This window comes from Rhizobium sp. 21-4511-3d, from assembly GCF_053522545.1.
In genome coordinates this window covers 175,859-202,041 of the sequence record NZ_JBNWCF010000012.1, presented here as the reverse complement: position 1 = coordinate 202,041, position 26,183 = coordinate 175,859, and the positions used below count along the sequence as shown (strand labels likewise).

26 protein-coding genes and 1 pseudogene are annotated in these 26,183 nt (G+C 57.9%); 16 read left to right on the top strand and 11 right to left on the bottom strand.

Annotation, left to right across the window (positions count from 1 at the left end; translation table 11 throughout):
• Positions 1-314: 314 nt before the first annotated feature.
• From ACQZ5H_RS24605 to ACQZ5H_RS24595, 3 genes are all read right to left on the bottom strand, one after another.
• Positions 315-1,703, bottom strand: a complete 1,389-nt coding sequence (locus tag ACQZ5H_RS24605) for a hypothetical protein (protein WP_112717313.1) — start codon at positions 1,701-1,703, stop codon at positions 315-317.
• The gene (locus ACQZ5H_RS24600) at positions 1,700-2,899 is read right to left on the bottom strand and encodes an MFS transporter (RefSeq protein WP_449099191.1); all 1,200 of its coding nucleotides are present in this window, start codon (positions 2,897-2,899) and stop codon (positions 1,700-1,702) included. Before ACQZ5H_RS24600 ends, ACQZ5H_RS24605 begins: the two co-directional genes overlap by 4 nt.
• A 62-nt stretch (positions 2,900-2,961) precedes the next feature.
• Positions 2,962-3,867 (bottom strand): helix-turn-helix transcriptional regulator, encoded by a 906-nt coding sequence (locus ACQZ5H_RS24595; protein WP_162708711.1) that lies wholly within the window; start codon positions 3,865-3,867, stop codon positions 2,962-2,964.
• 245 nt (positions 3,868-4,112) lie between these two features.
• Between ACQZ5H_RS24595 and ACQZ5H_RS24590 the strand changes: the two genes are divergently transcribed.
• Positions 4,113-5,099 carry a class I SAM-dependent methyltransferase gene (locus ACQZ5H_RS24590; RefSeq protein WP_112717307.1) on the top strand — a complete coding sequence of 329 codons (987 nt, stop codon included), beginning with the start codon at positions 4,113-4,115 and terminating at the stop codon, positions 5,097-5,099.
• Positions 5,100-5,147: 48 nt separating this feature from the next.
• On the opposite strand, the gene ACQZ5H_RS24585 is transcribed toward ACQZ5H_RS24590, so the two are convergent.
• The 5 genes from ACQZ5H_RS24585 to ACQZ5H_RS24565 all read right to left on the bottom strand — a co-directional run bounded on the left by ACQZ5H_RS24585 (position 5,148) and on the right by ACQZ5H_RS24565 (position 8,785).
• Positions 5,148-5,615 carry a helix-turn-helix domain-containing protein gene (locus tag ACQZ5H_RS24585; protein WP_112717305.1) on the bottom strand — a complete coding sequence of 156 codons (468 nt, stop codon included), beginning with the start codon at positions 5,613-5,615 and terminating at the stop codon, positions 5,148-5,150.
• A gap of 759 nt (positions 5,616-6,374) precedes the next feature.
• A complete protein-coding gene (locus tag ACQZ5H_RS24580) occupies positions 6,375-6,917 on the bottom strand; it encodes a hypothetical protein (RefSeq protein WP_449099190.1) in 543 nt (180 codons plus the stop codon).
• Between the two features lie 19 nt (positions 6,918-6,936).
• Positions 6,937-7,620, bottom strand: a complete 684-nt coding sequence (locus ACQZ5H_RS24575; protein ID WP_449099189.1) for a thermonuclease family protein — start codon at positions 7,618-7,620, stop codon at positions 6,937-6,939.
• The gene (locus ACQZ5H_RS24570) at positions 7,617-8,156 is read right to left on the bottom strand and encodes a thermonuclease family protein (protein ID WP_112717301.1); all 540 of its coding nucleotides are present in this window, start codon (positions 8,154-8,156) and stop codon (positions 7,617-7,619) included. Before ACQZ5H_RS24570 ends, ACQZ5H_RS24575 begins: the two co-directional genes overlap by 4 nt.
• Positions 8,153-8,785 (bottom strand): hypothetical protein, encoded by a 633-nt coding sequence (locus ACQZ5H_RS24565; RefSeq protein WP_449099188.1) that lies wholly within the window; start codon positions 8,783-8,785, stop codon positions 8,153-8,155. The genes ACQZ5H_RS24570 and ACQZ5H_RS24565 overlap by 4 nt, the downstream gene beginning before the upstream one ends.
• Positions 8,786-8,915: 130 nt before the next feature.
• Here ACQZ5H_RS24565 and ACQZ5H_RS24560 point away from each other — a divergent pair, with 130 nt between their 5' ends.
• The 13 genes and pseudogenes from ACQZ5H_RS24560 to ACQZ5H_RS24500 all read left to right on the top strand — a co-directional run bounded on the left by ACQZ5H_RS24560 (position 8,916) and on the right by ACQZ5H_RS24500 (position 21,673).
• The gene (locus tag ACQZ5H_RS24560) at positions 8,916-9,776 is read left to right on the top strand and encodes a lytic transglycosylase domain-containing protein (RefSeq protein ID WP_112717299.1); all 861 of its coding nucleotides are present in this window, start codon (positions 8,916-8,918) and stop codon (positions 9,774-9,776) included.
• A gap of 20 nt (positions 9,777-9,796) precedes the next feature.
• Entirely contained in the window at positions 9,797-10,135 is a 339-nt protein-coding gene (locus ACQZ5H_RS24555; protein ID WP_449099187.1) for a TrbC/VirB2 family protein, read from the top strand.
• Positions 10,136-10,138: 3 nt separating this feature from the next.
• Positions 10,139-10,438 carry a VirB3 family type IV secretion system protein gene (locus ACQZ5H_RS24550; RefSeq protein WP_112717295.1) on the top strand — a complete coding sequence of 100 codons (300 nt, stop codon included), beginning with the start codon at positions 10,139-10,141 and terminating at the stop codon, positions 10,436-10,438.
• A gap of 2 nt (positions 10,439-10,440) precedes the next feature.
• Positions 10,441-12,854: pseudogene (locus ACQZ5H_RS24545) on the top strand (VirB4 family type IV secretion/conjugal transfer ATPase).
• Positions 12,855-12,892: 38 nt separating this feature from the next.
• On the top strand, positions 12,893-13,957 hold the full coding sequence (locus ACQZ5H_RS24540; RefSeq protein ID WP_449099209.1) for a lytic transglycosylase domain-containing protein: 1,065 nt from the start codon (positions 12,893-12,895) through the stop codon (positions 13,955-13,957).
• A gap of 12 nt (positions 13,958-13,969) precedes the next feature.
• Complete coding sequence (locus ACQZ5H_RS24535; RefSeq protein ID WP_449099186.1) at positions 13,970-14,671, top strand: type IV secretion system protein; 702 nt, start codon at positions 13,970-13,972, stop codon at positions 14,669-14,671.
• A 3-nt stretch (positions 14,672-14,674) separates the two neighbouring features.
• Complete coding sequence (locus tag ACQZ5H_RS24530) at positions 14,675-14,887, top strand: hypothetical protein (protein WP_449099185.1); 213 nt, start codon at positions 14,675-14,677, stop codon at positions 14,885-14,887.
• 9 nt (positions 14,888-14,896) lie between these two features.
• A complete protein-coding gene (locus ACQZ5H_RS24525; protein WP_449099184.1) occupies positions 14,897-15,928 on the top strand; it encodes a type IV secretion system protein in 1,032 nt (343 codons plus the stop codon).
• A 20-nt stretch (positions 15,929-15,948) separates the two neighbouring features.
• Complete coding sequence (locus ACQZ5H_RS24520) at positions 15,949-16,641, top strand: virB8 family protein (protein ID WP_449099183.1); 693 nt, start codon at positions 15,949-15,951, stop codon at positions 16,639-16,641.
• A gap of 38 nt (positions 16,642-16,679) precedes the next feature.
• A complete protein-coding gene (locus ACQZ5H_RS24515; RefSeq protein ID WP_112717584.1) occupies positions 16,680-17,447 on the top strand; it encodes a TrbG/VirB9 family P-type conjugative transfer protein in 768 nt (255 codons plus the stop codon).
• 26 nt (positions 17,448-17,473) lie between these two features.
• Complete coding sequence (gene virB10 / locus ACQZ5H_RS24510; RefSeq protein ID WP_449099208.1) at positions 17,474-18,691, top strand: type IV secretion system protein VirB10; 1,218 nt, start codon at positions 17,474-17,476, stop codon at positions 18,689-18,691.
• A complete protein-coding gene (gene virB11 / locus ACQZ5H_RS24505; RefSeq protein WP_449099207.1) occupies positions 18,672-19,682 on the top strand; it encodes a P-type DNA transfer ATPase VirB11 in 1,011 nt (336 codons plus the stop codon). The genes virB10 and virB11 overlap by 20 nt, the downstream gene beginning before the upstream one ends.
• Positions 19,679-21,673, top strand: a complete 1,995-nt coding sequence (locus ACQZ5H_RS24500; protein WP_449099182.1) for a type IV secretory system conjugative DNA transfer family protein — start codon at positions 19,679-19,681, stop codon at positions 21,671-21,673. The genes virB11 and ACQZ5H_RS24500 overlap by 4 nt, the downstream gene beginning before the upstream one ends.
• A gap of 63 nt (positions 21,674-21,736) precedes the next feature.
• Here the strand turns inward: ACQZ5H_RS24500 and ACQZ5H_RS24495 are convergent, their stop codons facing one another.
• Genes ACQZ5H_RS24495 through ACQZ5H_RS24485 form a run of 3 tightly spaced genes read right to left on the bottom strand, consistent with a single transcriptional unit; the run spans position 21,737 to position 24,662 of the window.
• Complete coding sequence (locus ACQZ5H_RS24495; protein ID WP_112717279.1) at positions 21,737-21,919, bottom strand: hypothetical protein; 183 nt, start codon at positions 21,917-21,919, stop codon at positions 21,737-21,739.
• Positions 21,920-21,927: 8 nt separating this feature from the next.
• Positions 21,928-24,195, bottom strand: coding sequence for a relaxase/mobilization nuclease domain-containing protein (locus ACQZ5H_RS24490; RefSeq protein ID WP_449099181.1), 2,268 nt, complete (start codon positions 24,193-24,195; stop codon positions 21,928-21,930).
• Positions 24,195-24,662 (bottom strand): plasmid mobilization protein, encoded by a 468-nt coding sequence (locus ACQZ5H_RS24485; RefSeq protein ID WP_449099180.1) that lies wholly within the window; start codon positions 24,660-24,662, stop codon positions 24,195-24,197. Before ACQZ5H_RS24485 ends, ACQZ5H_RS24490 begins: the two co-directional genes overlap by 1 nt.
• Positions 24,663-25,061: 399 nt before the next feature.
• Between ACQZ5H_RS24485 and ACQZ5H_RS24480 the strand changes: the two genes are divergently transcribed.
• Both ACQZ5H_RS24480 and ACQZ5H_RS24475 read left to right on the top strand, forming a co-directional pair.
• On the top strand, positions 25,062-25,772 hold the full coding sequence (locus ACQZ5H_RS24480; RefSeq protein ID WP_112717273.1) for a ParA family protein: 711 nt from the start codon (positions 25,062-25,064) through the stop codon (positions 25,770-25,772).
• Complete coding sequence (locus ACQZ5H_RS24475) at positions 25,769-26,176, top strand: hypothetical protein (protein ID WP_112717271.1); 408 nt, start codon at positions 25,769-25,771, stop codon at positions 26,174-26,176. The genes ACQZ5H_RS24480 and ACQZ5H_RS24475 overlap by 4 nt, the downstream gene beginning before the upstream one ends.
• Positions 26,177-26,183: the final 7 nt, after the last annotated feature.

The window sequence follows — 26,183 nt, the reverse complement described above, 5'->3', positions numbered from 1 at the left end:
CGGTACGTCCCCGCTTGAAGAAACTCACTTAACCCGTGATCGGGGAGTTCGAAACCGTGCTAGACGGCCCTGTGACCTTTAGTTCCGGAGAACCTGGACATACGTCACAGGCTCCCCGACCTAAAGTCAAGGAGTGCGATACCGTTTCGGCCGGTATCAGCCACTAGCAGGGGTTTCGAAGCCCCAAGGCAGCACGTACTGCCTCACATCAAAACATACACTCGGAACGTGCAGGCTTCAAGCGAAATCACAGCAGATTCAAAGGCTTCTGTTTTAGCTCTTCCATATCCATGATCGCGGGAATCCAGCAGTACCTAAACAAATGCCCAGGGTCCGCCCGTCGTGCTAACTCCCCCGTTTTTCAGCGAGGAAGAAAGATCCTGCCAAAGGGGATCCTCCAAGAACCCGTCCAGCGATCCGCACGCCTGGTCCAAGCTCACCGCGCCGTAACGCGACATCAAACTTGGAACGGCCCCACTCTTTGAACGCAACAGAGCAAAAGGTTCTGCCGTTTCCAGGATGACACGGTGCCCCCAGGCACTTGCTCGCCTTTCATGAACGAGAGACCGCAAGAGATTGTCATCGCAACCGCTATCGACGAGACCAGCACAGAATGCGTATCGCATCAGCGGGTAGTAAACCGTATGGCGACTGCCGCCAAGGACTCTGATACCTGGCAAGATGGCAATAACAATGAAGACGAGGAGCAGGTTTGGAATTATCCGGCCCGCCGCAAGCGCTTCCATCAGCCCTTCGCGCGTCAACGCAATGGTATCACCTTCACCATTACTTGGGCTCAGGAAGCCGTCGCCGAGCTCCATCGGGAATATGCGGCCATGGTCGCATCCCCAGAAGAAATGAGTGCTGTTTTTCAGCCAGTCCCTCCAGGGGGTGGAAGCCAGTCTGTCAATAGTCCTCAGGATCTTGACCGGCAGTACGGGATCAATAAGGAATTTGCGGCATAGCCATGAGTTCGGATCATCCAGATGCATGAGCACAAGATCGGAAACATCTTCGTCATCGAGTTGGAGAAAATCGACATGCTGGTCGAAGTGGGCATTCCAGAGATGTAGGTTCGCAGCTTTGATCGCTGCCGCTGCGGAAGGAAACGGCCCGGCTGGAAGCAGCGGCTCCAGCGCGGCGATCGCGTCATGTGGGTGCGAGAAGCCTTCAGCGGGCTTCAAAGCAAACTCGTACTTCTGGTTTTTGGCCAGTATACTGTAGGGAATCATCTCCCGGCGGCTGAGCCCGAAAACGTTGATGGCCTGGCCATCGAGGCGCAACCAGCCCGGCCCTTTCCGGCTCTTTTCCGCGAATTTAACGGTGGAACACGCATAGGAGATGTAGGATCGGCTACCAAGTGCGGCGAGCCCCATCAGACTAAAAAGATGGGTGAAGAAAGCGTCTGGCTCGATCAGCAGATGAAGATGCGGTCCAGTCTGCAGTACAGGATATTGATCAATATCATCGGCCAGCCGTTCGGCCTGAGCTTGGCCGAAGCCACGTTCTAGCGCCTTCTTCGTTACCCATCTGCGGAGGGTATTGCGGGCCTCGCGACGAGTCGAATCCGCTACAGCCGGCCGGTAGTCATAGAGCGCCGCCGCGTAATGCCTTATAGGCTCGTCGCGGTACTGACGCGTCCAAGGAAACAAGTCAAAAATTGTTCCCAGCAACTGTTCCCGGTCAAATCGGCGCTCACTCATGTCTCACGCGACGCCCGTGCGGCGGCGCTCCCTTTCACCGATACAAGTAAGGCGGTCGCCACCATGAGAAGGCCGAAGAGACCAAAAATCGTTTTCGGCTCTGCGTTGTTGCCAATTGCAGCGATAGATCCGTAGGTGAGAAGCCCAACCCCAACGCATATCGTATGGACTTGCGCTCTGCATCGGCCGAGTTCCTGCAAAGGGATCAATCTCTGGATATGAACGTCCACTTTGAGGCGAGAGATGTTGTAGGTGACGCCAAGGACAGTAAATTGCAGGATGGCGAGGTGAAGATATCCGAACATCAGGAAGATTGACAGAAGCCACCCTGAAATCAAAAGTAGGCCAACCTGCTCAGGGGTTCGCGCCGGACCGGCCCAGAAAACGACGCATCCCAAGATCGAGCCTACTGCCCAAGCCGCTTCAAGAAAGCCGAAATCAAGCGCAGTCCCTGCCAACTGCTTGAGAACGAGTGTTGATGCCAGAACACTGACAAGCATCCCCATCGCGTATATGAGAGCGTAAACGACTGCGAGAAGGCGCAATGCGCTAGACGGTAAAGTTGTCGGCAGCGCGTTACGACTCATAACTCTCGCGACTTTAGTAGCGGCCGTCCCGCTGTAAGTACTTTCAAAATCTTTTTTGGACATCGCCATTAGTGACACCGCAAAACAGCAGGCGGGCAGCAACAAGACGGCGGAATGCGATACCAGGACGAGGAATGCGCCTGCAGCGACGGCCGCGATCAGGTTCCCAGCCTGCATGCTGATATAGGAAATTGAGTTGTTACGAACTAGGGAGTCTGGTGGTCCGAGCGTCGGAATGATTGCGTGGAGTGTCGTCAAATATGTTCGGTCGAGAATGGCATAGAGGACCCACGAGATGCAAAGGACCGCGCGAACATCGAACAACGATAAACCGAGCAAGGTCAAAATCATTAGGATGATACGAAGAAAGTCGCAAACGAGGCAGATCATTCGCCGTTCGTAGCGATCAACGATTATGCCACCGAGGTTCGTCGTGAGTAATTCAGCAATGCTGCCCGCTGCAAGGAGGATCGCTATAACCGATGGCCCATCGGCCGGATCAACCGCAAGCCATGCAACAATGACGAAATAGGCATTTCTTCCCGCCGCAGATGCGGAAACGGCGGCCATGTAACGCATCCAAATATCGGATTTCCTCAAATTGCTCATGTCCAACCATCCTGTGAAGCTGCTTTGCAGGCCACGCTAACAAGGGCTGAACATTTCCGCTTTCAAGAATTTGATATTATTTTTCCGCTCTGCTCGCGCCAGATCGAACGGTATATTGTGGGCTTGTCGGCAAGCGCTTGGGTGAAGGCGGTCGAGAAGTGGCTAGCATTAGCAAAGCCGCACATGAGTGCAATCTCCGTGATTGGTAAATCGGTTCCCCTTAATAGCGTACACGCATACTCGATCCTTCGGCCGTTGAAATAGGCGTGCGGTGTCATGCCTGTCGACTGCTTGAATGCTCGACTGAAATGGGACGGGGAAATTCCGATTTCGTTGCAAAGTCCGGAAATCGTCAAACTATTATCCTGGATGTCGCCCAGACGGTCAAGTACACGCTTGAGGACGCTGGGAGCCAGTCCCCCTTTGACCTGACGTTCAGCAATGTTTGCGCGTCTGAAGAGATGGCCGAAGATCGTTGTCAGGTAGCCCTCGACGATCATCCCGCTGGCGCGGTCGATTCGAGGGAGCTCTGCCGCGATCTTGCGTGCGGCCAGCTGGATAGCGAGATCATGAATGCCGAATTCTGGCTTCAGGTCGTCAGCCCTTCGAGCGTCGCGAAAGAACCGCGAGGCGTATTCCCGGTCAACCGCAAGGAACAGATAGGCAGCGGTTTCATCGCCATCGTCCCAACCGGCCCATATCCGATGCGGAGGAATATAGGCGATCGACCCCTCCGGCCGCGCAACGAACTCGGCTCGTTTGCCGTCCAGAAAGTTCTCACCAAACCGAGCTGTGCCTTCGAGATTGAGAAATATGGCGTGTTTGTCGCCGCCCACTCGAAAGTCCTGCCGCCCCAGGCTCCGACGGCGCACCAGCTCGGCCGTGATGCCGTCCCAAGCGCCGGTTCTCTGCAGAATGATATTGCCTGTCGATGACCTCAAATGGTGGTCGTCAGATCCAAAACGCATTGGCCTTACCGCTTTTATATGACAACCGTGAGCGTAAACAGGTTTACCCATAGTTGCCAATCAAAGGCTTGTTAACTTCCGGTCATAAATCACAGCAAAATTCTGAAAGTGCATCAAATTTTCGAAAGCGACCGTACGCTATGCGCGCTCAAAGTACCGGCCGAGAAGCCGCTCTACACCTCCTTTAGGTAGCAACACTGATAGGTAAGCGGGAGTGAGATGCGGCCGAGCAAGAGGAAACTGCGATGCATGATTTCACCGACTTTATCGCGGAATGTGACCGCGCGCCCCGTCTTAACGAACTGGCTTCGTTCTTCTCGGCGACTGCCGCGGGCCGTTCCGGTATGCCGTGGAGGCGACCAGATGTTGATCGACGTCTTCTTCGAGGAGACCCGCTGGTAACGAAGTTTATAAACCTTCATGAGAAGCGCCAGGGTCCGTTCGATCAGCACTATCTGAGCAGCATACCATACAGGTTTGAAGAAGAAGTTCGCTTGGGAACGGCAATTCTGCGATACGCCGAAGATCGTATTGAACCGCTGAAGCTCTACAGTTTAGGCACTGCCGAGGCCACGATGGCACGCACAATTAGCGAGCTTGCTGCCGGTGGCGTCAGATCCTTGTCATGCAGCCCTAACGTCGAAAACGAGAGGAGCTTCATGGCATATGGCACGCCACCCTATGCGACATTCTTTTGCGGCCCGTTCCATCATCTGACGCCGAGTGTGATGTTGGGCCGCGAAGATCTGCGGGCGTTCGCCGATGCGTTCGACATCATCATGGAAGACACGACGTTTCAGATGTATTCGCCAAACAGGAAAGATCAAATTGCTTTTGTCATGCAGCATTTGAAGGCTGATGGGATCCTTCTCCTGGTCGAAAAATTTCAGCACGAGGACGTCGATGAGTATCGCCGTCGCGAGCAGCAGAAGGACCTCGGATTCAAGGGCCGCTACTTCAGCACCGAGCAAATACAGGCAAAAGAAGATGAAGTTCTGACACGGATGAACGACAACGAGGTCACTCTAGCGGAGCTCGCAGAGGTCCTGTCTAAGGTCTTTGTCGAAAGTTACGTTACGTGGAACAGCGGCAACTTTTACACAATCGCAGCAAGCAACAGCGCTCGAAATGTGAGGAGTCTCGTCAGCAAGATGGGGCGCCCGGCCTTACCGAGGGAATACGTTTATGAAACCTTGCCACGCAAGCTGCCGATGACAGCAAACAGCTACTAGGCATGAAGCTGCCTCGGCAGGAGAATTATTCGAGTCGTTCGAGGAAGATTAAGTGTCCAAATTTTGCAGCGCTGAGATTGAATCAAGCAATGTCCCGACCGTCTTAAGCGTTTCAGGAGAGAGCTTTTGGACAAGCTTCATGACCCGTCGGCGTTCCCTGGCCTCCTCCTCAGAGGAGCCCCATAAATGCGGCGCAGCGTCGAACAGCAAATCGTCAGGAAACACTTCCAGTATCTCACAGAGATGCAGAACCTGAGTGGCATGGAGTTTCGTCAATGCGCGCTCGTATCGCCCATAAACCTGTTCCATTGATCCCAAGAGAAGGGATAGTTCCGCTCTGGATAAGCGTTTTTCTAGGCGGACATAACGCAAGGACGCGGCAATGGCGTTATCCATCTGCTGTGGAGTTGCGGTACCACCGAAGCCGCGCTTACGATATACTGGACGCTCGACTTTGGGGTCCGACGTTGCCACGAGCCCCACCTCATTGATGTATTCGTCCGTTTTCGCCGTCATGCATTCCCATCCGATATTTCCGGCTAGATATAGCATTTGCCGTGCAAATGGCCATGCATTTTGTCGGATGCGTTGGAGGTTGCATGTTAATTAGATATTTCGCTGATTGATGCCATTCAGAACAATTCCGTCATGGACGATGACAATATTCGGGCCGACTTACTTCGGCTTATAAATGCCCACAAACGATCGGTTTCACATCTCGTAAGCATCCGGGAGCAGTCGGATCAGGGCCAACCTGTCGCGTACGCGTTGCTAGTTGCAGTTGCGGCGGAGGCTGCAGCCCGTACCTCTCTCCTGGACTGGGTACCGCCAGCGCGCCGTTTTGCAATTGAGAAATTCACTCATCTGTTAATACATGCGATGGTAGGCGACCTTGGGTTCGACGAGCTTTCTCTGGCTGCAATCGTTGACGAGCTGCAGCGGTTTCGCGATACCGGGCCATGAATGGGCGGGTACTGACGCCGTCAGACCGCCGCGGTCATGCGGCCGTTGATAACGACGTACCGAATGCAGTGGTCCCGCTTAGGCATATTGCAAACATGTCAGATAACGTCGCCGCGCTGTGCCGAAAGCCGCCAAGTGGCAAGATGTCGTGTCGCCACCGGTGTATATTCCGATTACGCAGGTCGAAGCACAGCATCGAAATCCTGTGGTCACGCGATAACTACGAGCAGTTTTCCTCGGCTTAAAGTGATAGATTTCATCGTACCGCAACAATCAAGGGCGGGTCCCTAGACGTGGCCTCGCGACGTTGGGCTAGCGCAGGTCAAAATAATAACGCGTCGGCACCTTTGTGGTCTGGTCGACGATGTCGAAGAAATACGGCTGCTGGCGCCGACTTCTAGACATGTATTCGGTGTAGTCGCAGCCCCGGTCGCCATGATAGATCCGAGTCACGCCATTGGCGCCGGTATCGCTTGCGCCGTAACCGTCTCGGTCTCGAAAGCCACCGCTCCGGCAGTTGTGTCCCGGGCGCATGCATCTCGATTGCTCCGCGCGAAAATAGCCATCACCCCCATCCCCCCCTTCGGTCGGCGACCAGCCAGTCGGGCAATTCTCGAACGGCTCGTATCCGGGCTTGCCCGCTCCGCCTTCCGGGCATGTCGGCCAGGTGAAGCCCGGCTTCTTCATTGCCAAGATAAGCCTTTCCATCGGCGGTTGGCATTCCGGTACGGCATGCCAAGATGGGGCCGATGAGGCGGCGCAAAGCAGAACCTCGCATCCCCATTCATCCGCCATCGCCGTGCGCGGCAGGATCGAGATCACCAGAACGACGACTGTGAGGATAAAATGCTTCACGATTTGGCCTCCGGGAAGATTATCGGTCGGTACGACTCGGCAAGCGTCGGGCATCGGCAAAAGGTGGTGAAATCTCCGACCGCCGATTGCGCAGAAGGTTGAGGTCGGCAATCGGACGGCGACTATTCGTGCGGTCGATCGCTTGCGCCCGCCATTCTTCCATATCGAGGACGTAAGTGCCCCACATTCCGTAGCGCGCGGCCTTCGCCCGGCGCTCGGCAAGCCCATATGCTCCGGTGGGCGTTGCGCCGCTCGAAACTTTTGCCCAACCAACGCTCAGCAGTTCAAGACCAAGGTCACGGCCCCCGACACGGCATCGCCCAACAAACAGCAAACGATCCCCTTCAGCGCTGCACTCAACCTGTCTGGTCCCTATGGTTCTCTTCAGCCAGGCCTTGGCGAACGCACCGCAGGGAACGGGCTTCAACTGCCTGTCGGTCGCCACGTGCGGGTCGGGCTCGAAACTCCACTGCGGCAGTTCGCAGGCGTCGATGCCCGCAAGGCGCACCTGCACGCCGTAGCGTGGAAACCAGAGCGTGCGGCCGTCCACGACAGAGGCTCTACCGCTCAATGCTTGCGAGCCGGGGAGTCCTGTTGTTTGCCCGACCTCGGGTAAAGCTTTTACTAGGTCGGCCCCGTTCGCCGCGCCGCTGATGATCAAGAAGCTCACAAGAACGAGGCTGGGAAGGCCCGACGTCTTCATTGTCGCTCCCCCCTCGCCCGAGTCGCAGCTTCGCCAAGGGTGAGCGAGGGATGCTGCACGTCGGGAAACTGCCACAGCCCCGCTTTGGATCGCCGTGCCTGCTGTTCGGCAACCGCATAGGCCGGGTTTGCCGGCAGACCGTTCTGATCGAGCGACGCAAAGTCGTAACCCCGACTGATGAGCGCCGTGCCGAGATCCACCTCCTGATCGCCGACCGAAGCCGAACAGACGACGTAAGACAATTGTGGCGTTGTCGCGATCGCCGTGCAACGTGGGGCCGTGTCCTTAATGAAGGCAGCGAGAAACGCCATCGAGGCCTCGCCACAATCGAGGCGCCGGCCGGTCGTATTGGTAAAATAGGTGCGGCGAAGGCAGGACTGGACGCCGAAAAGGCGATAGCGGTTTTGACCGTCGATCCAGGTGTCGCCCGTCACGAGGGTGACGCCGGGATGGAGACGGATCTCAGGTCCGGACGCGGCAAGACCGACGCTGGAGGCAAACGCGATCGCCAGCACGGAAGCTGAAGCCCACCTCATTGTTCTGTCCTCGGATCTGCCCACATCCCGAAGCCCTGCCGCCCGATTTTCTCGGCGGCGGCAAGATCTGCCCGCACCAGGGAACCATCGCGGTTTTTTTCCAAGCGGAGCGCCCCGAGCGACAGAAGCTGTTCTTCGAAGTTGTCGATGCTGTCGAGCGATCCGGGAAAATTATAATAGCCGAAGCACGTGACATCCTGCCGTGCGGCGTTCTCTTCCGACAGAAAAGCGCGGCAAAGGATCACCCTGGGCGATTTGAGGAGAATCTGCAGTTGCTGTTGCGCGAAAGCGCGGCAACTGCCCGCATAATTCTCTTTCCGATTGACCATCTCTCCCGCGCAGGGTTCCAGACCGTAGAGCTGCAACGCACTCTTGCCATTGACGTCGATGTCGACCGGTGAGCTTGCCCGAAACCCCGTTGCCGAAGCGAAGCCTTTACGGGATACGACCGCGTTTGCGCCATCGTAGTATTCGACGACCAGGACTGTCTTGCCCGGCGCCGCGAGCGATTTGATGTAAGTCGGGTCGACGGGCCCCGCGGCACTAGCGATCGGGACCGCGGCCACGACCGCCGCTAACGCCATTCCGACCGCCCTCGCTGTATTTCGAACCACAAGCATTCGTTTCATACTCCGGCTCCCATCCTAAAACACCTGCACGATACCGCGCCGGTTTTGAACTATAACAGTTCATTTTTAGAGTTGACAACTATCAATTTTTGCTGTCGGTTAGCGTTGGATATCACGCAAGGGTAGTCTGATGTCAAATACGCGACGGATAGCTTCGGTTGTGGCGGCAGCATGCCTCTGCCCCTTAGCGGCGGGAGCACAGAGCGCACATGCCTTTGATTACGCGCGATTTTCCGGCATGCCGCCCGCTGCCGTCGTCAAACCAGCACCTACTCAAACCTCCTTCGAAATCCAGGGAGACGGCATCGCAAAGCCGGTAAATACCGGCGGGTCTACTACCGAAAATACCGTCAAAAATGGTTCGCTTTCCGCCGATGCCGGCATCCTCCAGCCAATCAGCGTTGTGGAGCTTTCCGATCTGCATTTGCGAACTAATACAGTTCATATCGGCACAGGTTCAAAACCAACCGCCTGTGGCCCATCGTCGGCTTCTGTGGAGGACATCAAGGGGCTGATCACGTCCGCAGCCAACAAATACGGCGTCGATCCAGATTTCGCTCTGGCCGTGGCCTGGACCGAAAGCCGGTTCGATCAAGTCCGCAACAGTCCGAAGGGCGCCCGGGGAGCGATGCAACTCATGCCGGATACGGCTCGGCGTTTCGGCGTCGAGGACGTGTGCGACCCCTCCCAAAACATCGATGGTGGCATGCGCTATCTCCGCGGTCTTCTCGACGAGTTCAAGAACCCGATCATTGCGGCGGCAGCCTATAACGCCGGTGAGCAATCGGTTTACGACAATGGCGGCATCCCGGCCTATCTCGAGACAATCCGTTACGTCGCCTCGGTGATCAACCATCAGTTCGGCCTCAGCATCCCCGTAAAGCGAGCGAAGGGCGGGGCCGACCAACCCGAAAAATCCAGCGTCGCCGTCGCAAGCGACGTCATCGGTGCGCGCACGCCGAAGTTCGTCGGCGGCGTCATGCAATTTTGAAAACCACGGGAGTCTTGACCATGAAGCTTATCCTGTCTCGTCGTCAAAAGCGCCTAACGAAGGTCGCGGCCATCGTCGGCACCCTCATCGTCGCGCAGCTCGTCTCAGCGGATCTGGCGATGGCGCAAGCCACCAATCAGGCGTTCGCTCCGCTCCAGACGGTCGTGCAGGCGGTCGTCGATTTCATCACCGGGCCATTCGGTCGCCTCATCGCTATCATTGCCGTCATCGGCCTCGGGTTTCTCGCGTTCGCCGGCCGGCTAAGCTGGTTTACCGCGGGCGCGGTCGTTCTCGGCATAGGTCTGGTCTTCGGGGCGCCCGCAATTGTCGACCAGTTGATCTCAACGGTCGGGAACTGACCGATGCTGACCACACAGGATGACAAGCCTCACCTGACCCCGCTGGTGATCGGGCTGACCCGGTCACCCACGCTCTGGGGCGTCCCCTACATGGCGGTCGTCCTGGTGATCGGCCTAACGATCATCGCCTGGCTGGTTACCAATGCTCTTTGGGCACTGCTCACGGCACCCGTCGCCTACGCGGCTCTCTTCACCCTTTGCAGCTGGGATGCGCGCGTACTCGATGTGCTCCAGGTCTCCAGCCGCCTGACGCCCGGAACGCCGAACAAGACGTTCTGGGGGGCCAATTCCTATGGACCGTGACCATGCTTAGTGTCATCCGCGAAGAACTCGGCTTCGGCTCGGTTGGCCACCGCGAACGGCCCATGGCAAAGCACATCCCCTATCTGCGTCACGTCGCCGACACCGTCATCAAGCTCGAAGGCGGCTCGCTTATGAGCGTCATCAAGCTCGATGGCCTGTTCTTTCAGACGGAAGATCAGGCTGAGATCAATATGCGCTCGGTCGTGCAAAACACATTAATCAGGGCGCTCGGTTCGAGCCGGTTTTCGCTCTGGTCGACCGTTGTCCGGCGGCAGGTCGATACATCGATCGACGGCGAGTTCGACGATCCTTTCTGCGCAGAGCTCGATCGGCGCTATGCGGCCGCCCTTGGTGGCAAGCGCATGTTCACCAACGAGCTTTACCTGACGGTGCTTCGATCGGGGATGCGCGGCGCGCTGGCCGCAGGCGATCGCGCTCGCCGACTGCTCGGCCGCGCGTCCGGGCGCGATGCGGAAGCTGATCAGAGCCGGGACATGATCAATGAACTCGAGGAACTTGTCGGCAATATCGTCCGTGACTTGAACAAATACGGCGCAAGAGCGCTCGGCATCCGCTCAATCGAAGGGTCGCCCTATTCCGAGCCGGCCGAATTTTTGAACTCTATTCTCACGTGCGGCGTGCCCCGAAAGATGCGCCTGCCGCGCATGGGGCTTTCGAATTTCGTTGGCACATCGCGTCTCCATTTCTCCAGGCGGACCATGCAGGCGCAAGGGCCGGTCAAGCAGGACGACCGCTTCGGCGCCATGCTGTCGATCAAGGAATATCCGCCCTTCACCGGTCCCGGGATGCTGGACGGTCTCCTCCAGGTGAATCACGAATTCATCCTGACCCAGTCCTTTACACTGGCGGACAAGCCGATCGCCCAGGAGCGGATCACACGTCTGAAGCGACAGATCGGAGCCTCGGACGAGGCTGGAAGCGATGTCGAAACCGATATCGATTTCGCGCTGAACAGCCTGCTGAACCAGGAAGCTGTCTTCGGCTTCCACCATCTGTCGCTCCTCTGCCTGTCGCGGGATCTCGAAGGGGTCAACAAGTCGGTCTCCGACCTCGGCGCCTGTCTTACCGACATGAACATCAACTGGCTGCGCGAAGATCTGAACCTTGAGGCAGCCTTTTGGGCGCAACTGCCCGGCAATCATGCCTATATCGCCCGGCGGGCCATGCTTTCGAGCGCCAACTTTTCCGGCCTTTCGTCGATGCACAATTTCGCGGCCGGACAAGGGGACGGCATGCATTGGGGAAGCCCGATCACATCCTGGAAACCACGAGTCAGACGCCCTACAGGTTCAATTTCCACCGGCGCGATATCGGCCACTTCCTCGTCACTGGGCCGACCGGATCCGGCAAAACCGTCGCGCTGACCTTTCTCTTGGCCCAGGCCTTCCGAGTAAAACCCTCACCGCGCGCTGTCTTCTTCGACAAGGATCGAGGCGCGGAGATCTTCATCCGGGCAATGAACGGCTCCTACGAGATCCTCTCACCCGAGACCCCAACCGGCTTCAATCCGCTACAGATCGAAAACACCGGTGAAAACCGGGAATTTCTGTTGCGTTTGCTAAAGGCGATGCTGCGCAAGGATCGCGAGGATGCCTTCGATCAGGAGGAAGAAGACACGCTTGAGCGGGCGATCGTGCGGATCATGTCCGAACCGGTGGCGGAGCGAACCCTCGTCAACCTCGCCGGCCTCCTGACCGGCCGCTCGCGTGCCGATCCCAACGATCTCAATGCTCGGCTTCGGCCGTGGATCGATGGCGAAAAGGCCTGGCTCTTCAACGCCGGGCACGACGTCCTGTCCTTCGCCGACCAGCGTGTCTTCGGCTTCGACATGACGAGCATCCTCGACAATGACGAGGTCCGCACACCGGCTCTTATGTATATCTACCACCGCCTCGATGAACTGTTCGACGGCACGCCTGTGATGATCTTCATGGATGAAGGCTGGCGCCTGCTGCGGGATCAGACCTTCAGCGACTTCATCATCGACAAGATGAAGACCATCCGTAAACTGAACGGCATCGTCGGGTTCGGCACACAGTCTGCCGCCGATATCGTGCGCTCGCCGGCAGCCCATACGCTGATCGAGCAGTCGGCGACCAATATTCATTTCCCGAACCCCCGCGCCGATGAGGAAAGCTATATCAACCGTTTCGGGCTGACAGCGAAGGAATTCGGCTTCATCCGCAATACGCCGCCCGAAAAGCGCTCGTTCCTCATCAAACACGGCAATGACAGCGTCATCGCCAGGCTCGACCTGGGCTCCATGCCCGACCTGATCAAGGTGCTGTCCGGGCGGAAGGAAACGGTCGAGGAATGCGCAGCGCTTCGCGAGGAGTTCGGCGACGCCCCCTCGCGGTGGCTCGCAAAATTCTGCGGCTGGGAGCAGCAGCCATGAGAGTAAGCCGCGCTCCGGCATATCCCACGGCCTTCCTCATGCTTCTCGCATGCGCGCTTGGCGTTGGCCCCGATCCAGCCCTGGCCGATGTGCCAACCATCGACAACACCAATCTCGACCCAAGAGATCATCGTGATAAAACGACGAGTAACCTCGAAAACACGGATCACGATCGATATACCGTCCATACGTCGGTGACGTGTTCGATGTATCGGCCAGGCCGGAGAAACGATCCTGTAGGGTCCGCGGAGGCCAATCCGGAAATCGCCGGGCTCGCCCGTCGCGTCGCGCAGGAAGAAGGCGTCGACGAAAGCCTTTTTCTCGCTCTCATCTATCAGGAAAGCCGCTTCAATCCCTGTGCCAAGTCCTCCGCCGGCGCGACGGGGCTGACACAGCTCATGCCCGGAACAGCAGCGGGTCTTGGCGTTGACGAGAACAATATCGAAGACAATCTGCGCGGAGGCGCACGGTATCTGAAGCAGCAACTGCGCAAGTTTGACGGCGACACAAATCTCGCGCTTGCCGCCTACAATGCCGGCCCCGGAGCGGTGAGCAAGTATGGCGGCATTCCGCCGTTCAAGGAAACGCAAGGCTACGTCGCCTCGATCACGCAGAACTGGTTGCCGGCCTTCGGAGGATCTGAAAAGTCCGGAATCCCCTTGAATTTCGGGGGTGGAGAGACTGCCTATACGGGCATGCGCTTATCGACGCTCAATGCCATGGGCACCACCGCCTCGACGTCCGACAGCCTCGGCAATGTCGCCAGCTGGTACCAGCAACTGGGCGCCGTGCAGACGGGAACGGTCCAGGACAGTTGGGATCAGAATTCCACAGTCCGCAACGCCAATCTCGAAATGATGAACAACGTCATCAAGCTGACGACGGCGATGGCAGATCTCGTCGATTCTCGCAATGCGATGTCATCAGCCAATCTCTCCGGCTCATCGCGGACCGCAAGAAGCAAGGCGAACGACACTTCGCCACGCGATACAACCGGTCTGTGCGACCCGCAGCAGAACCTCGTGTGGAGCGAGCAAGAACACACCTGCATCCAAAAACGTCCCGACAGCAACAATGTGCGGCTTCTGCTGCAACCGCAATAATGGAGGATTGCAATGATATCCAAGACCTTGAGCACGTTGTTTCTAGTTTTGCCGCCGGTGGCGGCACTCGCCGACGTTCCGGTGATCGATAAGACCAACTATGCGGTCGCCAAACAAACCGCAGAGACGACGGACAAGATCCTCGACACCAACAAGAACATCCTGACGACCGTTCAGGATACGTTGAAAGCGGTGACCGGCGATCGCGGAAGCACGGCTGCCCCTTTGAAGGATCTCGCCATCGGAAACGGCTTCAGCGTCTCGTCCATCCCGTCCTTTGACAGCATCCTGAAAGAGGGTGTTCCCAACTTCGGATCGATGAACGTCGATATCGCCAAGGCAGCCACTGTCTTCATCAACGGTCTGCAGCTGGTGAAAAGTCTGTCCGGCAAGGACAACAGCAGCTTTTCCGGCGACAAATCCTACGAGCAGCTCGTCAACTCCGTGCTCAGCGTTTCGGCCCTCATCAACGGGTCACAGCAGGCAATCGAAACACGCCGGAGTGCCTTCGAGCAGGCTGGATCGCAGATTGGCAGTTCCCAGGACATCAAGGGCTCAATCGATCAGAACAGCCAGCTCCAGGTCCAGTCGGGCCTGACTTTGAACGAGATGATCGGCGTGATGAATGGCGCGGTCACATCGCTACAGGCAGAGAACCAACGGCGGCTGACGGATATTTCCAACACCAAGAAGGCGCTCAGCTACGGCAACTGACAGATGAAGATCGCAACACTGAGCGCCGTCGTCATAAGCCTTGTGATGCTGGCGGGCTGCGGCACCGCCAAGGAAAAGACTGCACCTTGCAAACGGCCGGCCAACCTGACGTCCTTTGCAGCTGATGCCCGCCACCATTGCGGGCCGATGCATGCGGTCAACAATCCCGCCGCCGCCTTTGCCGCAATAGGCATTGACGATCCCAATAGCGAATAGGAATTCGAGATGCAGGACTTTCTCGGCGATCTGCTGCAGCGCATCGAGGACTCCGGTTCGACGTTCTCGCAGCAAGCCTATACCGTGGTCGGCAATGAGCTGATGCCGCTCCTGCGGATCATGCTGATGGTCTACGTCGCGTGGTATGGCCTGCAGCTGGTAGTGGGCACCTCGCGTCTATCGGTCGGCGATATCATCGGCCGGATCGTCAGGATGATGATCATCCTTGCTCTTGTCGGCTCCTGGGCCAATTTCAACAATCTCTTTTACCACTGGCTCAACGACACACCCGAAGATGTTGGTCGGGCCATCCTTGCTGCTTCCGGGACTGGGATCACCGAGCCGACCAATGGCCTTTCGCAAATCTGGAAGACGGCCAACGAGGCGGCTTCAGCCTTCGCCGAGCAATCCGGCTATTTCTCCATCCTTCCCAGCATGATCGGCATCCTGATCATGGTCGGAGCTGGCGTCTTCATCGCGATTGCGCTCGCAATCCTCATCCTCGCGAAGGTGATGCTCTGGGTGCTGATCGGCACCGCGCCGATCTTCATCGCCTGCATGCTCTTCGAGCGCACCCGGGGATATGGCATCGGTTGGTTCAACCAGGTCCTGACCTATGCGCTCATTCCGCTGTTCATCTATGTCATCGCCGCTTTCCTGATTGCGGCGATGAACCCGGAACTTACCAAGATCGATGCTGCGAGCGGGTCAAGGACACTTACCCTTGCCGACATCGCCGGCTTCCTGCTGCTCTGCATAGCCGGTGCATTCGTAATGCTCTATATCCAGTCGATCGGCCAGGGGATCGCCGGCGGAATTGCCGTCGGCGTCGGCAGCGCGGCACGCGGCATTTCCCAATTCGTCGGAATCCAACTCCCTGTGACAGCGGCGCGAGGCAGCGCGAGCACCGGCCGCAGCGCATATCGTGCAGGCCGTTCACTCGCCAGCAGGTTCGGGAACCGTGGAGGAGGTGACAGCGACAGTGACGGCACCAGGACTGCGATGCAAACGAAGATTTCCCGCCAAGGCCTCCCTGGCTGATCAAACGGATATTGCACCTAATGGCAGACACGAAAGAGCTTGACCTTCGAACCTATTATCAAAGTGGGGCCATCTGGGAGCAGGAGATCGTCAAAAAAGCAAAGCGTTCCCGTGCCCTTGCCTGGTTCGTAACCATGATATTCGCCGGCATAACACTGCTGAGCCTGCTGGCCTTGGTGATGTTGGTGCCGCTGAAGACCTTTGAGCCCTACATCGTCGAGGTCGACAAGAATACCGGCTATGTTGAAGTCAAGAGCGGCCTGACACGGCCGGCCAGCCTCACCGAACAGCAGGCAATCACTCAAGCCAATATCGTGCGCTATATTAGATCGCGAGAGGGTTACGATCCTTATGCGATCGAGCAGAATTTCGGCATAGCAGCACTCCTTTCGACCGGCAACGCCGCCCGCGAGTTGCAGGATCTCTATAGCGCCGCCAACGCTAAAAATCCTGCGAAGGTCTACGGGAAAGCGAAACGGGTCACGACCGAAATCGCATCCGTGACGTTTTCGAACAACTCGACCGGGATCGTTCGATTTGCCACGAACGAAGTTTCCGACACGGACGCTGTTACCCGTCACTGGATTGCGGTGGTTCGCTATCGCTACACGGACACGCCCGCTACCAACGAATGGCGCTTCGAAAACCCACTTGGCTTCCAGGTCTACGACTACCGGCGGGATCAGGAAACGGTGACGGAGAGCAATCCGTGAGGCGCCCCCTTCTGATCGGTCTCCTGATCGCAGCTTCCATGGCGAAAACATCGGATGCGGTCGAGACGCCCGCCGCCGGCCGGCTCGATCCGCGCGTGACCAGCGTTGTCTATCAGCCGAACAACGTCGTTCGCGTGTTTGCCACCTACGGCATCTCGACAATGATCATCTTCGATGAAGACGAAAAATTCGAGACGATTGCGGTCGGCGACACGTCGAGCTGGGATGTCGTCCCGACCGACAAAGGCAATATCCTCTTTGTGAAGCCGAAAGCGAAGAACGTCGCGACAAACATGAACGTCGTGACGACGAAGCGGATCTATTACCTGGAACTCAACGACTACGCGCCCGAGGATAACAAAAAAGTCTTCGGGATCCGTTTCGTCTATCCGGACAAGGATCTGAATGCCTCACTCCGCAAGGAAGCCGAAGCGCGTGCGGGCTATCCGAACATTTCCGTCATCGACAAGGCGAACGTCAATATCGACTATTCCTTCTCCGGCGATCAGGGTCTCAAGCCGCTGATGGTGTTCGACGACGGGAAGAAGACGTTCTTCAAGTTCGGTCCGAAGGTACCCGCGATCTTTGCGGTGAACAGCGATTTCAGCGAGACCCTACGCAATTTTCGCCGAGAGGGCGAATACATCGTCGTCGATGGTACGGCAACGCAATACACGCTGCGCGACGGCGACCAGTGGACCTGCATCTTCAATCTACGCAAGCCGGATTTCGGCCAGCCGGACCCGGCAGTTCTTGGCCCCTCTCCGGACATACGAGCGACAACACGCAGAAGGAGCGGCAATTGACGCAGCTTTCCCCCGAACTGGAAGCCATGTTGGCTGGCGACGAAGTGGCGGTGCGCGATACCCGCGCCCGCCGGAAACAACTACTTGGGGGCGCCGCACTACTGCTCGGCGGCGCGGCACTCGTCTATGTCGTCATTTTCGCGCCTCAAAAGCCGGCCCGTGATGTCTTGCAAGGTGACGAGGAATTTTCGACGACAACCTTCAGGCCGCCGTCATTCCTGCGTCCGGAGCCTCAGCCCGATCCGAAACCGGCGGACAATATCATCCAGATACCCGAGCCTCCGCCAGAAAAGCCCGCACCGGCGGATACGACGGAATTCACGGTTCCGCCACCGCCAACGATTGCCACACCGGCGCCCGCAGCCGAACCGGAACCGGAAAAATTCCCGGAGCGATACCACTCGAAGCAGATCGTCGTCGATTCCGCCAAGGTTGGCATCGACGGATCATCCCTCAATGGCAGCAATGCGGCTGGCGGCCCCACCGTGGCGGGCGAAGATCGCAACAGCAAGTTCCTCGCGACAGCGTCGGCCGTCGGCGACCGGTCAGCGAAAGCCCGTAAAATCGACAGGATTGATGCGATGATCCCGGAAGGGACGCTTATCCCCGGTATTCTCGAAACTGCGATCAATAGCGACCTGCCCGGTCAGATCCGCGCAATCACCTCCCAGGACGTCTATTCCTTCGACGGTAGGCGCGTCCTGATCCCAACGGGCACGCGACTGATCGGTGAATACCAGTCGGACGTAACTCGTGGCCAGAAGCGCATCTTCGTCATCTGGACCAGATTGCTGCGCGACGACAGCATGAGCGTGCGCCTGAACAGTATCGGGACCGACAGCCTCGGCAGGTCCGGTCTCACCGGTCTCGTCGACAACAAGTGGCGTGAGCGCTTCGGCTCGGCGATCCTGCTCTCCATCGTTGGCGCAGGCTCGTCCTATCTGACAGGTTATGGAAGCGGCCAGTACAGTTCGGGCAGCGGTAGCAGTAATGGTGAGAGCAATTCCGATCGCGCCGCCGACCTGGCGCGCGAGACGATCGCCCAGACCTTTTCCGACATGGCGAACCAGGCACTTTCGGAAAACCTTAAAATCCCACCGACGATCAGTGTCCATCAGGGCGAGCGCATCTTTGTCTACGTCCGGCAGGATCTCGACTTTTCCGCCATGTATCCGGATCCGGTCGAGGAAGCGCTGAAGGAGATCAAACATGAACGAGGCCTCGATCAAGGTCGTAGCCGGTAACGATCCGTACTATTTCCTGCGGCGGGCGCTGGCGCCGCTTGCCGAATTTCTCAGTGACCCTGCCGTCATCGAGATATCGGTCAATCGGCCGGGGGAGGTGTTCGTCGAGCGCCTCGGAGCTGCTGCGATGGAATTTCACGCCATTGCCGCGCTCACCACCAAGGAGATAGAGCACATCGGCGAGCGCGTCGCTGCGGCCAGCAATCAGTTTATCAGTCGCGTCAATCCGCTGCTCAGTGCAGCGCTTCCAACCGGGGAACGTATCCAGATCGTGTTGCCGCCTGCTGCCGCGGACGGCGGGTCGATCTCAATCCGCAAGCAGGTCGTCAACGACTTCACGCTGGCAGAGTATCGTGACAGCGGCGGCCTCGATAAAGTATCGGTCACCGTTGGCGGCGCCAGCGAGATCGAGATGAAGCTGACAGCGCTGCTCGAAGCTGAGCGGATCCACGACTTTATTGAAACTGCCATTCGCGAGCGTGTGTCGATGCTGATCAGCGGCGGTACATCGACCGGAAAGACCACCTTCCTGAATGCGTGCCTGAAAAGCATCGACCAGCACGAGCGTATCCTGACGCTTGAGGATACCCGCGAACTTTTCCCGCCCCATCGCAACAGCGTGCATCTGCTGGCGTCACGCGGCGACCAGGGCACGGCGCACGTGTCGATCCAGACCCTGCTTGAGGCATCGCTTCGTATGCGGCCGGACCGGTTGTTCGTCGGTGAGATCCGCGGAGCCGAGGCGTTCGCATTTCTGCGCGCCATCAACACCGGCCACCCCGGAAGCATGTCGACGGTTCATGCCGATACGCCAATGGGCGCATACGAGCAACTCGCGATGATGATGATGCAAGCCGGCATGTCCTCCGGCTACTCCAAGCAGGACCTGATGTCTTACATCCGCATGGTCATCCCGATCGTCATCCAATTGAGACGTGACGGCGGACGGCGGGGCGTGTCCGAGATCTATTATGCGCGGCGATCGACATGAACCGTCCATACGTCGCCGTCTATCTTCTATTTTGCCTCTTGATCGCGGTCGCAATTTGGATGTTGAGCTACAGCCTCATCCTTCAGATCGTCTGGAAAGACGGTCGGATCCTTCACCTGATGACGACGTCCGACCCGGCAGCACCTTTCCGACAGTTTCTCGCCTATTCAAACAACCGGTCCCTGCAGCTTGTGGGCCTGGCGGCAGCAGTTCCGGCGATTGCTGCGGCGGTGGCGGCCGCAGCATTCGGATTGCGCAGGCCGACCAATCCGCTTGGCGATGCGGCTTTCCAGGACGTGGCATCCCTCAGGCGCGCCGGATGGTTTCGGAAGGGCGGTCATGTGTTCGGGCAATTGGGCGGCCGCATCCTCCGCCGCCAGGACGATCGCCACCATTTGATCATCGGACCGACGCGCTCCGGCAAAGGCGTCGGATATGTCATTCCCAACGCGCTGATGTTTCCCGGCTCGATGATCGTCACCGATCTCAAAGGTGAGATTTTCGATCTCACAGCCGCCTATCGTAAGGCCGCTGGTCACCAGGTCTTCTTGTTCTCGCCGGGATCGCCAAAGTCGCATCGCTGGAACCCGCTGGACTTCGTGCGGCCTGATCGCGGCAGCCGCACGATCGACATTCAGAATATGGCGGCGATTCTCATTCCGGAGACTGCGGGATCCGACAACGCCGTCTGGCAGGGCACGGCGCAGCAGGTGATCGCCGGTGTCATCAGCTATGTATTGGAAAGCAGGCGCTATAAGAACCGCCGCCATTTGGGCGAGGTCAACGCTTTCTTGAATGCAGGGCATGATCTTCAGCTCCTGATGAAACTGGTGAAGGAGACAGAGATCGACCTGTCCCGCTTCACGGTCGACAGTTTCAACGCCTACATTGCACTGAACGAGCGGGCTGCGCGGTCGGCCCTCCTCGACATACAGAAGGCACTTGCCCCTTTCCGCAACGAGCGGGTCGTCGCCGCAACCGCCGTGACCGATATGGATATAGTATCGATGCAGCGGCGGCCGGTGACGATCTATCTGGCTCCCAACATCACGGATATGACGATCTTGCGGACGCTTCTGACCTTGTTTGTGCAGCAGGTCATGGATCTGTTGACCCGCGAACACAACACGAGCGCCCTGCCCGTCTATTTCCTTCTCGATGAATTCCGCCAGTTGAAGAAAATGGACGAGATCCTCAACAAGCTTCCGTATGTCGCTGGCTATAACATCAAGATGGCTTTCGTCATTCAAGACCTGAAAAACATCGACGAGATCTACGGGGAGACCTCGCGTCACTCGCTGCTCGGCAATTGCGGTCTGCAGCTTATCCTTGGCGCAAACGATCAGGCCACCGCCGAGTACGCCTCTCGAGCTCTCGGCAAGCGAACCATCCGATACCAGTCGGAATCCCGCACGCTTGAATTACTCGGACTTCCGCGCCGCACCAAAGTCGAACAGATCCGTGAGCGCGACCTTATGATGCCGCAAGAAGTGCGGCAAATGCCCGAAGATCGCGCAATTCTGCTGGTGGAAGGTCAACGGCCGATTTTTGCAAGCAAAGTGCGCTACTACGGGATCGAGCCGTTCAAGAGCGCGGCCCGTCGCTCGCAAGACACGAAAGTGGAAATCCCTGAGGTGGATTTTCTGGTTTTGCCGGCCGTCCCCGCAACCGTTGAGGACTATGCGGGGAATGACCCGTCCCATGAAAGCAAAGGAAAAGAAACTTTACCCGCAATCGAGGAAAGCCCCATCGTTCCCACGATTCCAAAACGCCCACTCAGGCCAGTGAAACCTGCGTCGCAAAAATCCCTTGGAAAAAATCCTTCGCCCAAAACAGGGTCAACCGATGCCAGACTCGTGAGCAGCGCGCGTCGGTTGAAGGTAGCAGTGGATGCCTCGCTAGAAGCTCCCGCGGTCACCAGGATACAGCGGCAAAGTATTCAGGACATATTGGCCCAAACCGTCCCCGACCCGGCTGAAGTTGAGATATGACCAAGTTCGGCGGGGAATACAGAAGATCGTTCCTAAGACGCTAGCGCGGGATGGCGGTGGCTGTCAGAAGATTGCAGCTACCACCCGCTCGTACCATCCAGCTGCAGCCTGCCATGCGAGGGTCGCCCCTCTGTCGAGCAGCGCCACAGTCATGACACCGCAAAACAACCAGGCTGCGAGCTTCCAGTAGCCATCATCCGATTTCGGGTCCGGGTCAGGGATGAAAATCCGACGGTCATCACGCATGGGGCCCCCTATCGCTCGTGCTCGTCACGGTCGCGTTCCGCCTCACGTTCAAGCTGTTCCAGGCGCGGAACATGCTGTTTGGCGGGATCCGATCGGGTCGTGTCACCGGCCTCTCGAACACCTGCCTTTTCGATATTCTGGCCATCCTCAATCTGTCGCGTCGGCCGTCCATCATCGAAAGACTGCGGCGGCGAACTACGATCTCCAGCGCCATCAAACTTGCTCTTTGACCGGTCGCGTGAACGTTCCGCCGCGTCGACCGCTATCCGCAGTTCTTCGTCGACTTCAGCGATTTCGCGAACGTAAGCGTTGCCGGCGGCACCGAGCTCGCCCGCACGCGCGAGCTCGAGGTTAAGGCTCGCCCGCAGTGACACATTGTCCGCCCGGCTCTCCTCGTCATCGGCCTGCTCGATCCGCTCGCGATAATACTCGATTTCGATCATGATCTCGTTCGCCGCTTCCACTACCCGCAGTCCATGGCGGGCAACGGCTTCATCCCACTGCCGGTTTGGATCGGTCTCATCGCGATCACTCGCGAGTTCCGCCTGCTCCATAATCTCACGACGGACACCGACATGCTCCCGTGCTGCGGCGGCGATCTCCTCGAAATTCTTTCGCTGCTCTTCCGGCATGATACGCTCGGCGCGGAACAATGCCGTCTCCACTCGCTTTTCATAGGCTTCGAATTCGGACCGCGTCATGGCACTCATGGTATCGACCTCCGTAAGCGCAGACAGCTTAACTAATTCAGTTCGGAATTGCGAGTGGGAATCCGCGGCCTTGCGAGGGTGAGCAAAGTCAGAGGCCTGATGGTTTGCTGCTGTTTCCAAACGATAAACTTTAGCCCTCGCAAAATCTCTCACGTTGTTGACAGATAATTGCTCGAGGTTTGACCATTCAGTGCGAACCGTTTCAGCATAGTTCTTGCTGCGACTGGTGTGAGAGACAGTCGGGGTCTCGCGCCGCTTGCGGCCATAACGTTCCTGCGCAGATGGCGACGTTCCTTCATGCTCCGTTCGGCCATCGCGGCTGACGGGCCGCACTTGGTTGCGCGTGAACGCCGGCGCATTCGCCTGGTCCCGGCGATCCGTCATCTCCATCCGGATGCCGTGCGTTCTGGCACTTTCGGCAAGTCCTTCGCGCCAGCGCCGGAACGCCGCGATCGAAGTTTCTACCCTCTCACCATCCTCGGAGCGCATGGCAACGATGGCATGGACGTGCACGTGCGGTCGCTTACCGCCCTCCCGTTCGCCCTTCGGATCCTGGGTTGGATCATGGATCGAAAACACATATCGGTGGTGAGCAAATTCGCTGGCAAGAAAATCTCGTGCCGCGGCTCGGAAGGCTTCGGCGTCAGTCCCGGCTCTTGCGGACATGACCAAGTGCATCACGTCTCGCGGCTTTCGGCTATGCAGTTCTCCCCGCCATTGTAGCTGCACAAGATCCCCTGCACTTTTGGTATCCGCAACCGTCTCGCCGCGATCTGTTTCGACAGACCCCTGATGACGTTCAACAAGCTTTCGGACACGGGCCGTGCCATATTCGACGCCGTTGCCGTAACCCGAAAAGTGGAACTCGGCGTCTGCCCTGCCGGTTCCCTCACCAGACATGCGCGACCGGACTATCTCTTCCGCCTTTTCATCGGCCGTTAGTCGCTCACCACTGCGGTCCCGCAGGACAACAACACCTTCGATACGGCGGTGCCCCTCACGCTCCTCGACCGCAAAGACGAACGATCGATCGCCAAATGCCGATTTGGCGACGTCGCGCGCCCAGGCATTGAGTGCCACCCCCTCCGCGGGCTCCCCTGTGACATCGATATGAAACGTTCCGATATCGCGGCTCTCGGCGCGGTTGCCCATGAGGTGAGCCCAGTCTTCCGACAGTTCTGCAATCGCCTCACGCCCCCGCAGTCCTTCACCGGCCTGGTTTTCCATCGCGACCTCACCATTGCGGGAGATATAGGCCGCCATCGCACCCAGTCGCCCACCGCCGCCAAACGACGCCATCTTGACTACTGCGGGCTGGCTGCCGCTCGCGAGCCCGGCAAAACGGTTCGCCATCGGCCGGGCGACCGATGCATCTCCTCGAAAGCTTGCACGTCCAGCGATACGCGTTGCTCGTGCCCGGCTGGCCGAAGCGCCAGCCGTCGTAGCACCACGCCGGCGGCGTTCCTCGTCATCATCAGCAGGTGATTTACCAATGAGCCGCTCATGCAGGTATGCGGCTCGCCGCTGCTCCCAATCATCCGTGAATGCACCGAGAAAGATCTCCATCAGCGAAGCCCCTCAATGGTCCGACCTGGACGGGTGGAGAGCCGGCGAAGTTCGAGAGCAAGCCCTGCGACGAGCGGCGAGAGCTCAGACAAAAGATCGGCGGCGTCGGCCGGCATGGAGCGCTGATGGGCAAACCGAACAAGACTGTTCAGGTTTACGCCGATGGCCCTGAGATCGCGGTGAAGAAGATCCAAGACGGCGCGATCCTCGTCGGTGAGGAATGGCAGGATACCAGCGCCATCGAGCGTCAGCGACCGAATGAACGCCGAAACCGTCATCCCGGCTCGCTGTGCCGCATCTTCGACCGCCGCCAGCTCCGACATCGAGAAACGTGCATGCACCACCCTCGATTTGCGCTCTCCAACGCGCCTCGTAGCTAATGCCTTCTGCTTACCATCCGCCAAAGCAATGCCTCGTCCACTTGCGCCGCAGGCGCCATCGACGGCTGGTCCGTCGATCGTCAGCAAATTTGTATCACAAATTTGCGTATCCTGCCAAACCAATATAAACTGTTTCAGTTCGGAAACGCAAGACGACCGATGAACTGCGTGAAGGTGAAAGCGCTCGATAGGTTCTATGACAGGTCGCTATTTCCACATCACACGAGCAACTCGTGTGGAATTTCGATAGGGCTGCGCGAGGGTGAGATGGTATCATTTGGCGTGAAAATAGCGATGAAACTTGACGAGTGGATGATCTTCCACATCGAATCAAGCAATCATGGGTCTCAACGATATCGATAGACCGAGTGGATGATCTTCCACGCGACGCTTTCAAAAAAACCGACTGGACCTCTGAGAAATACGAACTATATTGGTTCATGTTTCGAGCATGACATCGGGACAGTCCGTTAGCAGGAGAAGGCCATGCCGCGCACCTATGCAGTCGTAAGCAACAAGGGTGGCGCCGGAAAGACAACGATGGCGACATTGATTGCCGGCGAATATGCTCTTTCGGATCAGCGCGTCCTGTTGATTGACGCCGACAGCCGTCAGAATCTGGCCGGCTGGTGGAAGCTCTGCCACAGCAAGGGCAATGTACCCGATAATATCGAGGTGACGATTGCCGCGACTCAACGGGCAATCGACGATGTTCTGAAGAAGCTCGCCAACTCCTTCGATGTCATCCTGATCGATGCGCCTGGCGTCGATAGCGTGCTGCAGACGACGATCATTCGATCGTCGGACGTGGTTCTGTCACCGGTGCAGCCGGGCATCAAGGAAATCGAGGCCGCCGGCCAGACCGTCGCCGAGGTGAACGACATCAACGATCGCCTCGGTTCATCGATCGTGCATATGAACGTGCGCACCCGTATCACGCTGCCGGGCCGCAATCTTGAAGCCTATCGCTACATCCGGCCGTTCGTGGCGGGTCTTCTCGACGCGAACTACCAGACGATGCTTCTGGAAACCGAGCTTTACGAGCGCAACATCTATCGCGAGATCCAAAACGGCCTCGGGACACTGCAAATGCAGGACCTGACGGACTCAGTCCGAAAGGCGCGTCTCGAGGTGAAGGCTTTGGTCGATGAGATCGAAATCCGCCGGTTGGGCGGACCGGCTGAGGCGGCGGCATGAACAAGGGGACAATCGACTTCCAGCAGTTCTCGCTCGCGCCACGTCGGAAGCCAACGACTTCGGATACGAGCAAAGGGCTGCTTGAGGTAGCCGCTCCGGAAGAAGTCGCACCGGTCAATCAAGAACCAGAGAATTCCACCGACCGTCAGACGGTTTTACCGAGGCTCACCGAAGGGGAGCGGCGACAGCGTAGCGCGAAGAGGGCGGCAGAGCAGGACGAAAGCCGCCGGCGGCTGAAAAGTCTGAAGCGCGCCAAGGACCGCGCCATCAAATTTTACGTCAACGTGCCGTTGGAGCAGGAGATGAAGGCGCGTCTCGTGAAAGCGGCCCATGAAAACGAAGTCAAAATGACGGTAATCATGCAGGCTGCCATTGAAACCTATCTCGAAGACAACGGCTATTGAGGGAGGG

Bases quoted from the DNA above. Each gene is read 5' to 3' on its own strand.
- ACQZ5H_RS24605 (WP_112717313.1), bottom strand. From the start codon at position 1,703: ATGAGTGAGCGCCGATTTGACCGGGAACAGTTGCTGGGAACAATTTTT.
- ACQZ5H_RS24600 (WP_449099191.1), bottom strand. From the start codon at position 2,899: ATGAGCAATTTGAGGAAATCCGATATTTGGATGCGTTACATGGCCGCC.
- ACQZ5H_RS24595 (WP_162708711.1), bottom strand. From the start codon at position 3,867: ATGCGTTTTGGATCTGACGACCACCATTTGAGGTCATCGACAGGCAAT.
- ACQZ5H_RS24590 (WP_112717307.1), top strand. From the start codon at position 4,113: ATGCATGATTTCACCGACTTTATCGCGGAATGTGACCGCGCGCCCCGT.
- ACQZ5H_RS24585 (WP_112717305.1), bottom strand. From the start codon at position 5,615: ATGACGGCGAAAACGGACGAATACATCAATGAGGTGGGGCTCGTGGCA.
- ACQZ5H_RS24575 (WP_449099189.1), bottom strand. From the start codon at position 7,620: ATGAAGACGTCGGGCCTTCCCAGCCTCGTTCTTGTGAGCTTCTTGATC.
- ACQZ5H_RS24570 (WP_112717301.1), bottom strand. From the start codon at position 8,156: ATGAGGTGGGCTTCAGCTTCCGTGCTGGCGATCGCGTTTGCCTCCAGC.
- ACQZ5H_RS24565 (WP_449099188.1), bottom strand. From the start codon at position 8,785: ATGAAACGAATGCTTGTGGTTCGAAATACAGCGAGGGCGGTCGGAATG.
- ACQZ5H_RS24560 (WP_112717299.1), top strand. From the start codon at position 8,916: ATGTCAAATACGCGACGGATAGCTTCGGTTGTGGCGGCAGCATGCCTC.
- ACQZ5H_RS24555 (WP_449099187.1), top strand. From the start codon at position 9,797: ATGAAGCTTATCCTGTCTCGTCGTCAAAAGCGCCTAACGAAGGTCGCG.
- ACQZ5H_RS24550 (WP_112717295.1), top strand. From the start codon at position 10,139: ATGCTGACCACACAGGATGACAAGCCTCACCTGACCCCGCTGGTGATC.
- ACQZ5H_RS24540 (WP_449099209.1), top strand. From the start codon at position 12,893: ATGCTTCTCGCATGCGCGCTTGGCGTTGGCCCCGATCCAGCCCTGGCC.
- ACQZ5H_RS24535 (WP_449099186.1), top strand. From the start codon at position 13,970: ATGATATCCAAGACCTTGAGCACGTTGTTTCTAGTTTTGCCGCCGGTG.
- ACQZ5H_RS24530 (WP_449099185.1), top strand. From the start codon at position 14,675: ATGAAGATCGCAACACTGAGCGCCGTCGTCATAAGCCTTGTGATGCTG.
- ACQZ5H_RS24525 (WP_449099184.1), top strand. From the start codon at position 14,897: ATGCAGGACTTTCTCGGCGATCTGCTGCAGCGCATCGAGGACTCCGGT.
- ACQZ5H_RS24520 (WP_449099183.1), top strand. From the start codon at position 15,949: ATGGCAGACACGAAAGAGCTTGACCTTCGAACCTATTATCAAAGTGGG.
- ACQZ5H_RS24515 (WP_112717584.1), top strand. From the start codon at position 16,680: ATGGCGAAAACATCGGATGCGGTCGAGACGCCCGCCGCCGGCCGGCTC.
- virB10 (WP_449099208.1), top strand. From the start codon at position 17,474: ATGTTGGCTGGCGACGAAGTGGCGGTGCGCGATACCCGCGCCCGCCGG.
- ACQZ5H_RS24500 (WP_449099182.1), top strand. From the start codon at position 19,679: ATGAACCGTCCATACGTCGCCGTCTATCTTCTATTTTGCCTCTTGATC.
- ACQZ5H_RS24495 (WP_112717279.1), bottom strand. From the start codon at position 21,919: ATGCGTGATGACCGTCGGATTTTCATCCCTGACCCGGACCCGAAATCG.
- ACQZ5H_RS24490 (WP_449099181.1), bottom strand. From the start codon at position 24,195: ATGGAGATCTTTCTCGGTGCATTCACGGATGATTGGGAGCAGCGGCGA.
- ACQZ5H_RS24480 (WP_112717273.1), top strand. From the start codon at position 25,062: ATGCCGCGCACCTATGCAGTCGTAAGCAACAAGGGTGGCGCCGGAAAG.
- ACQZ5H_RS24475 (WP_112717271.1), top strand. From the start codon at position 25,769: ATGAACAAGGGGACAATCGACTTCCAGCAGTTCTCGCTCGCGCCACGT.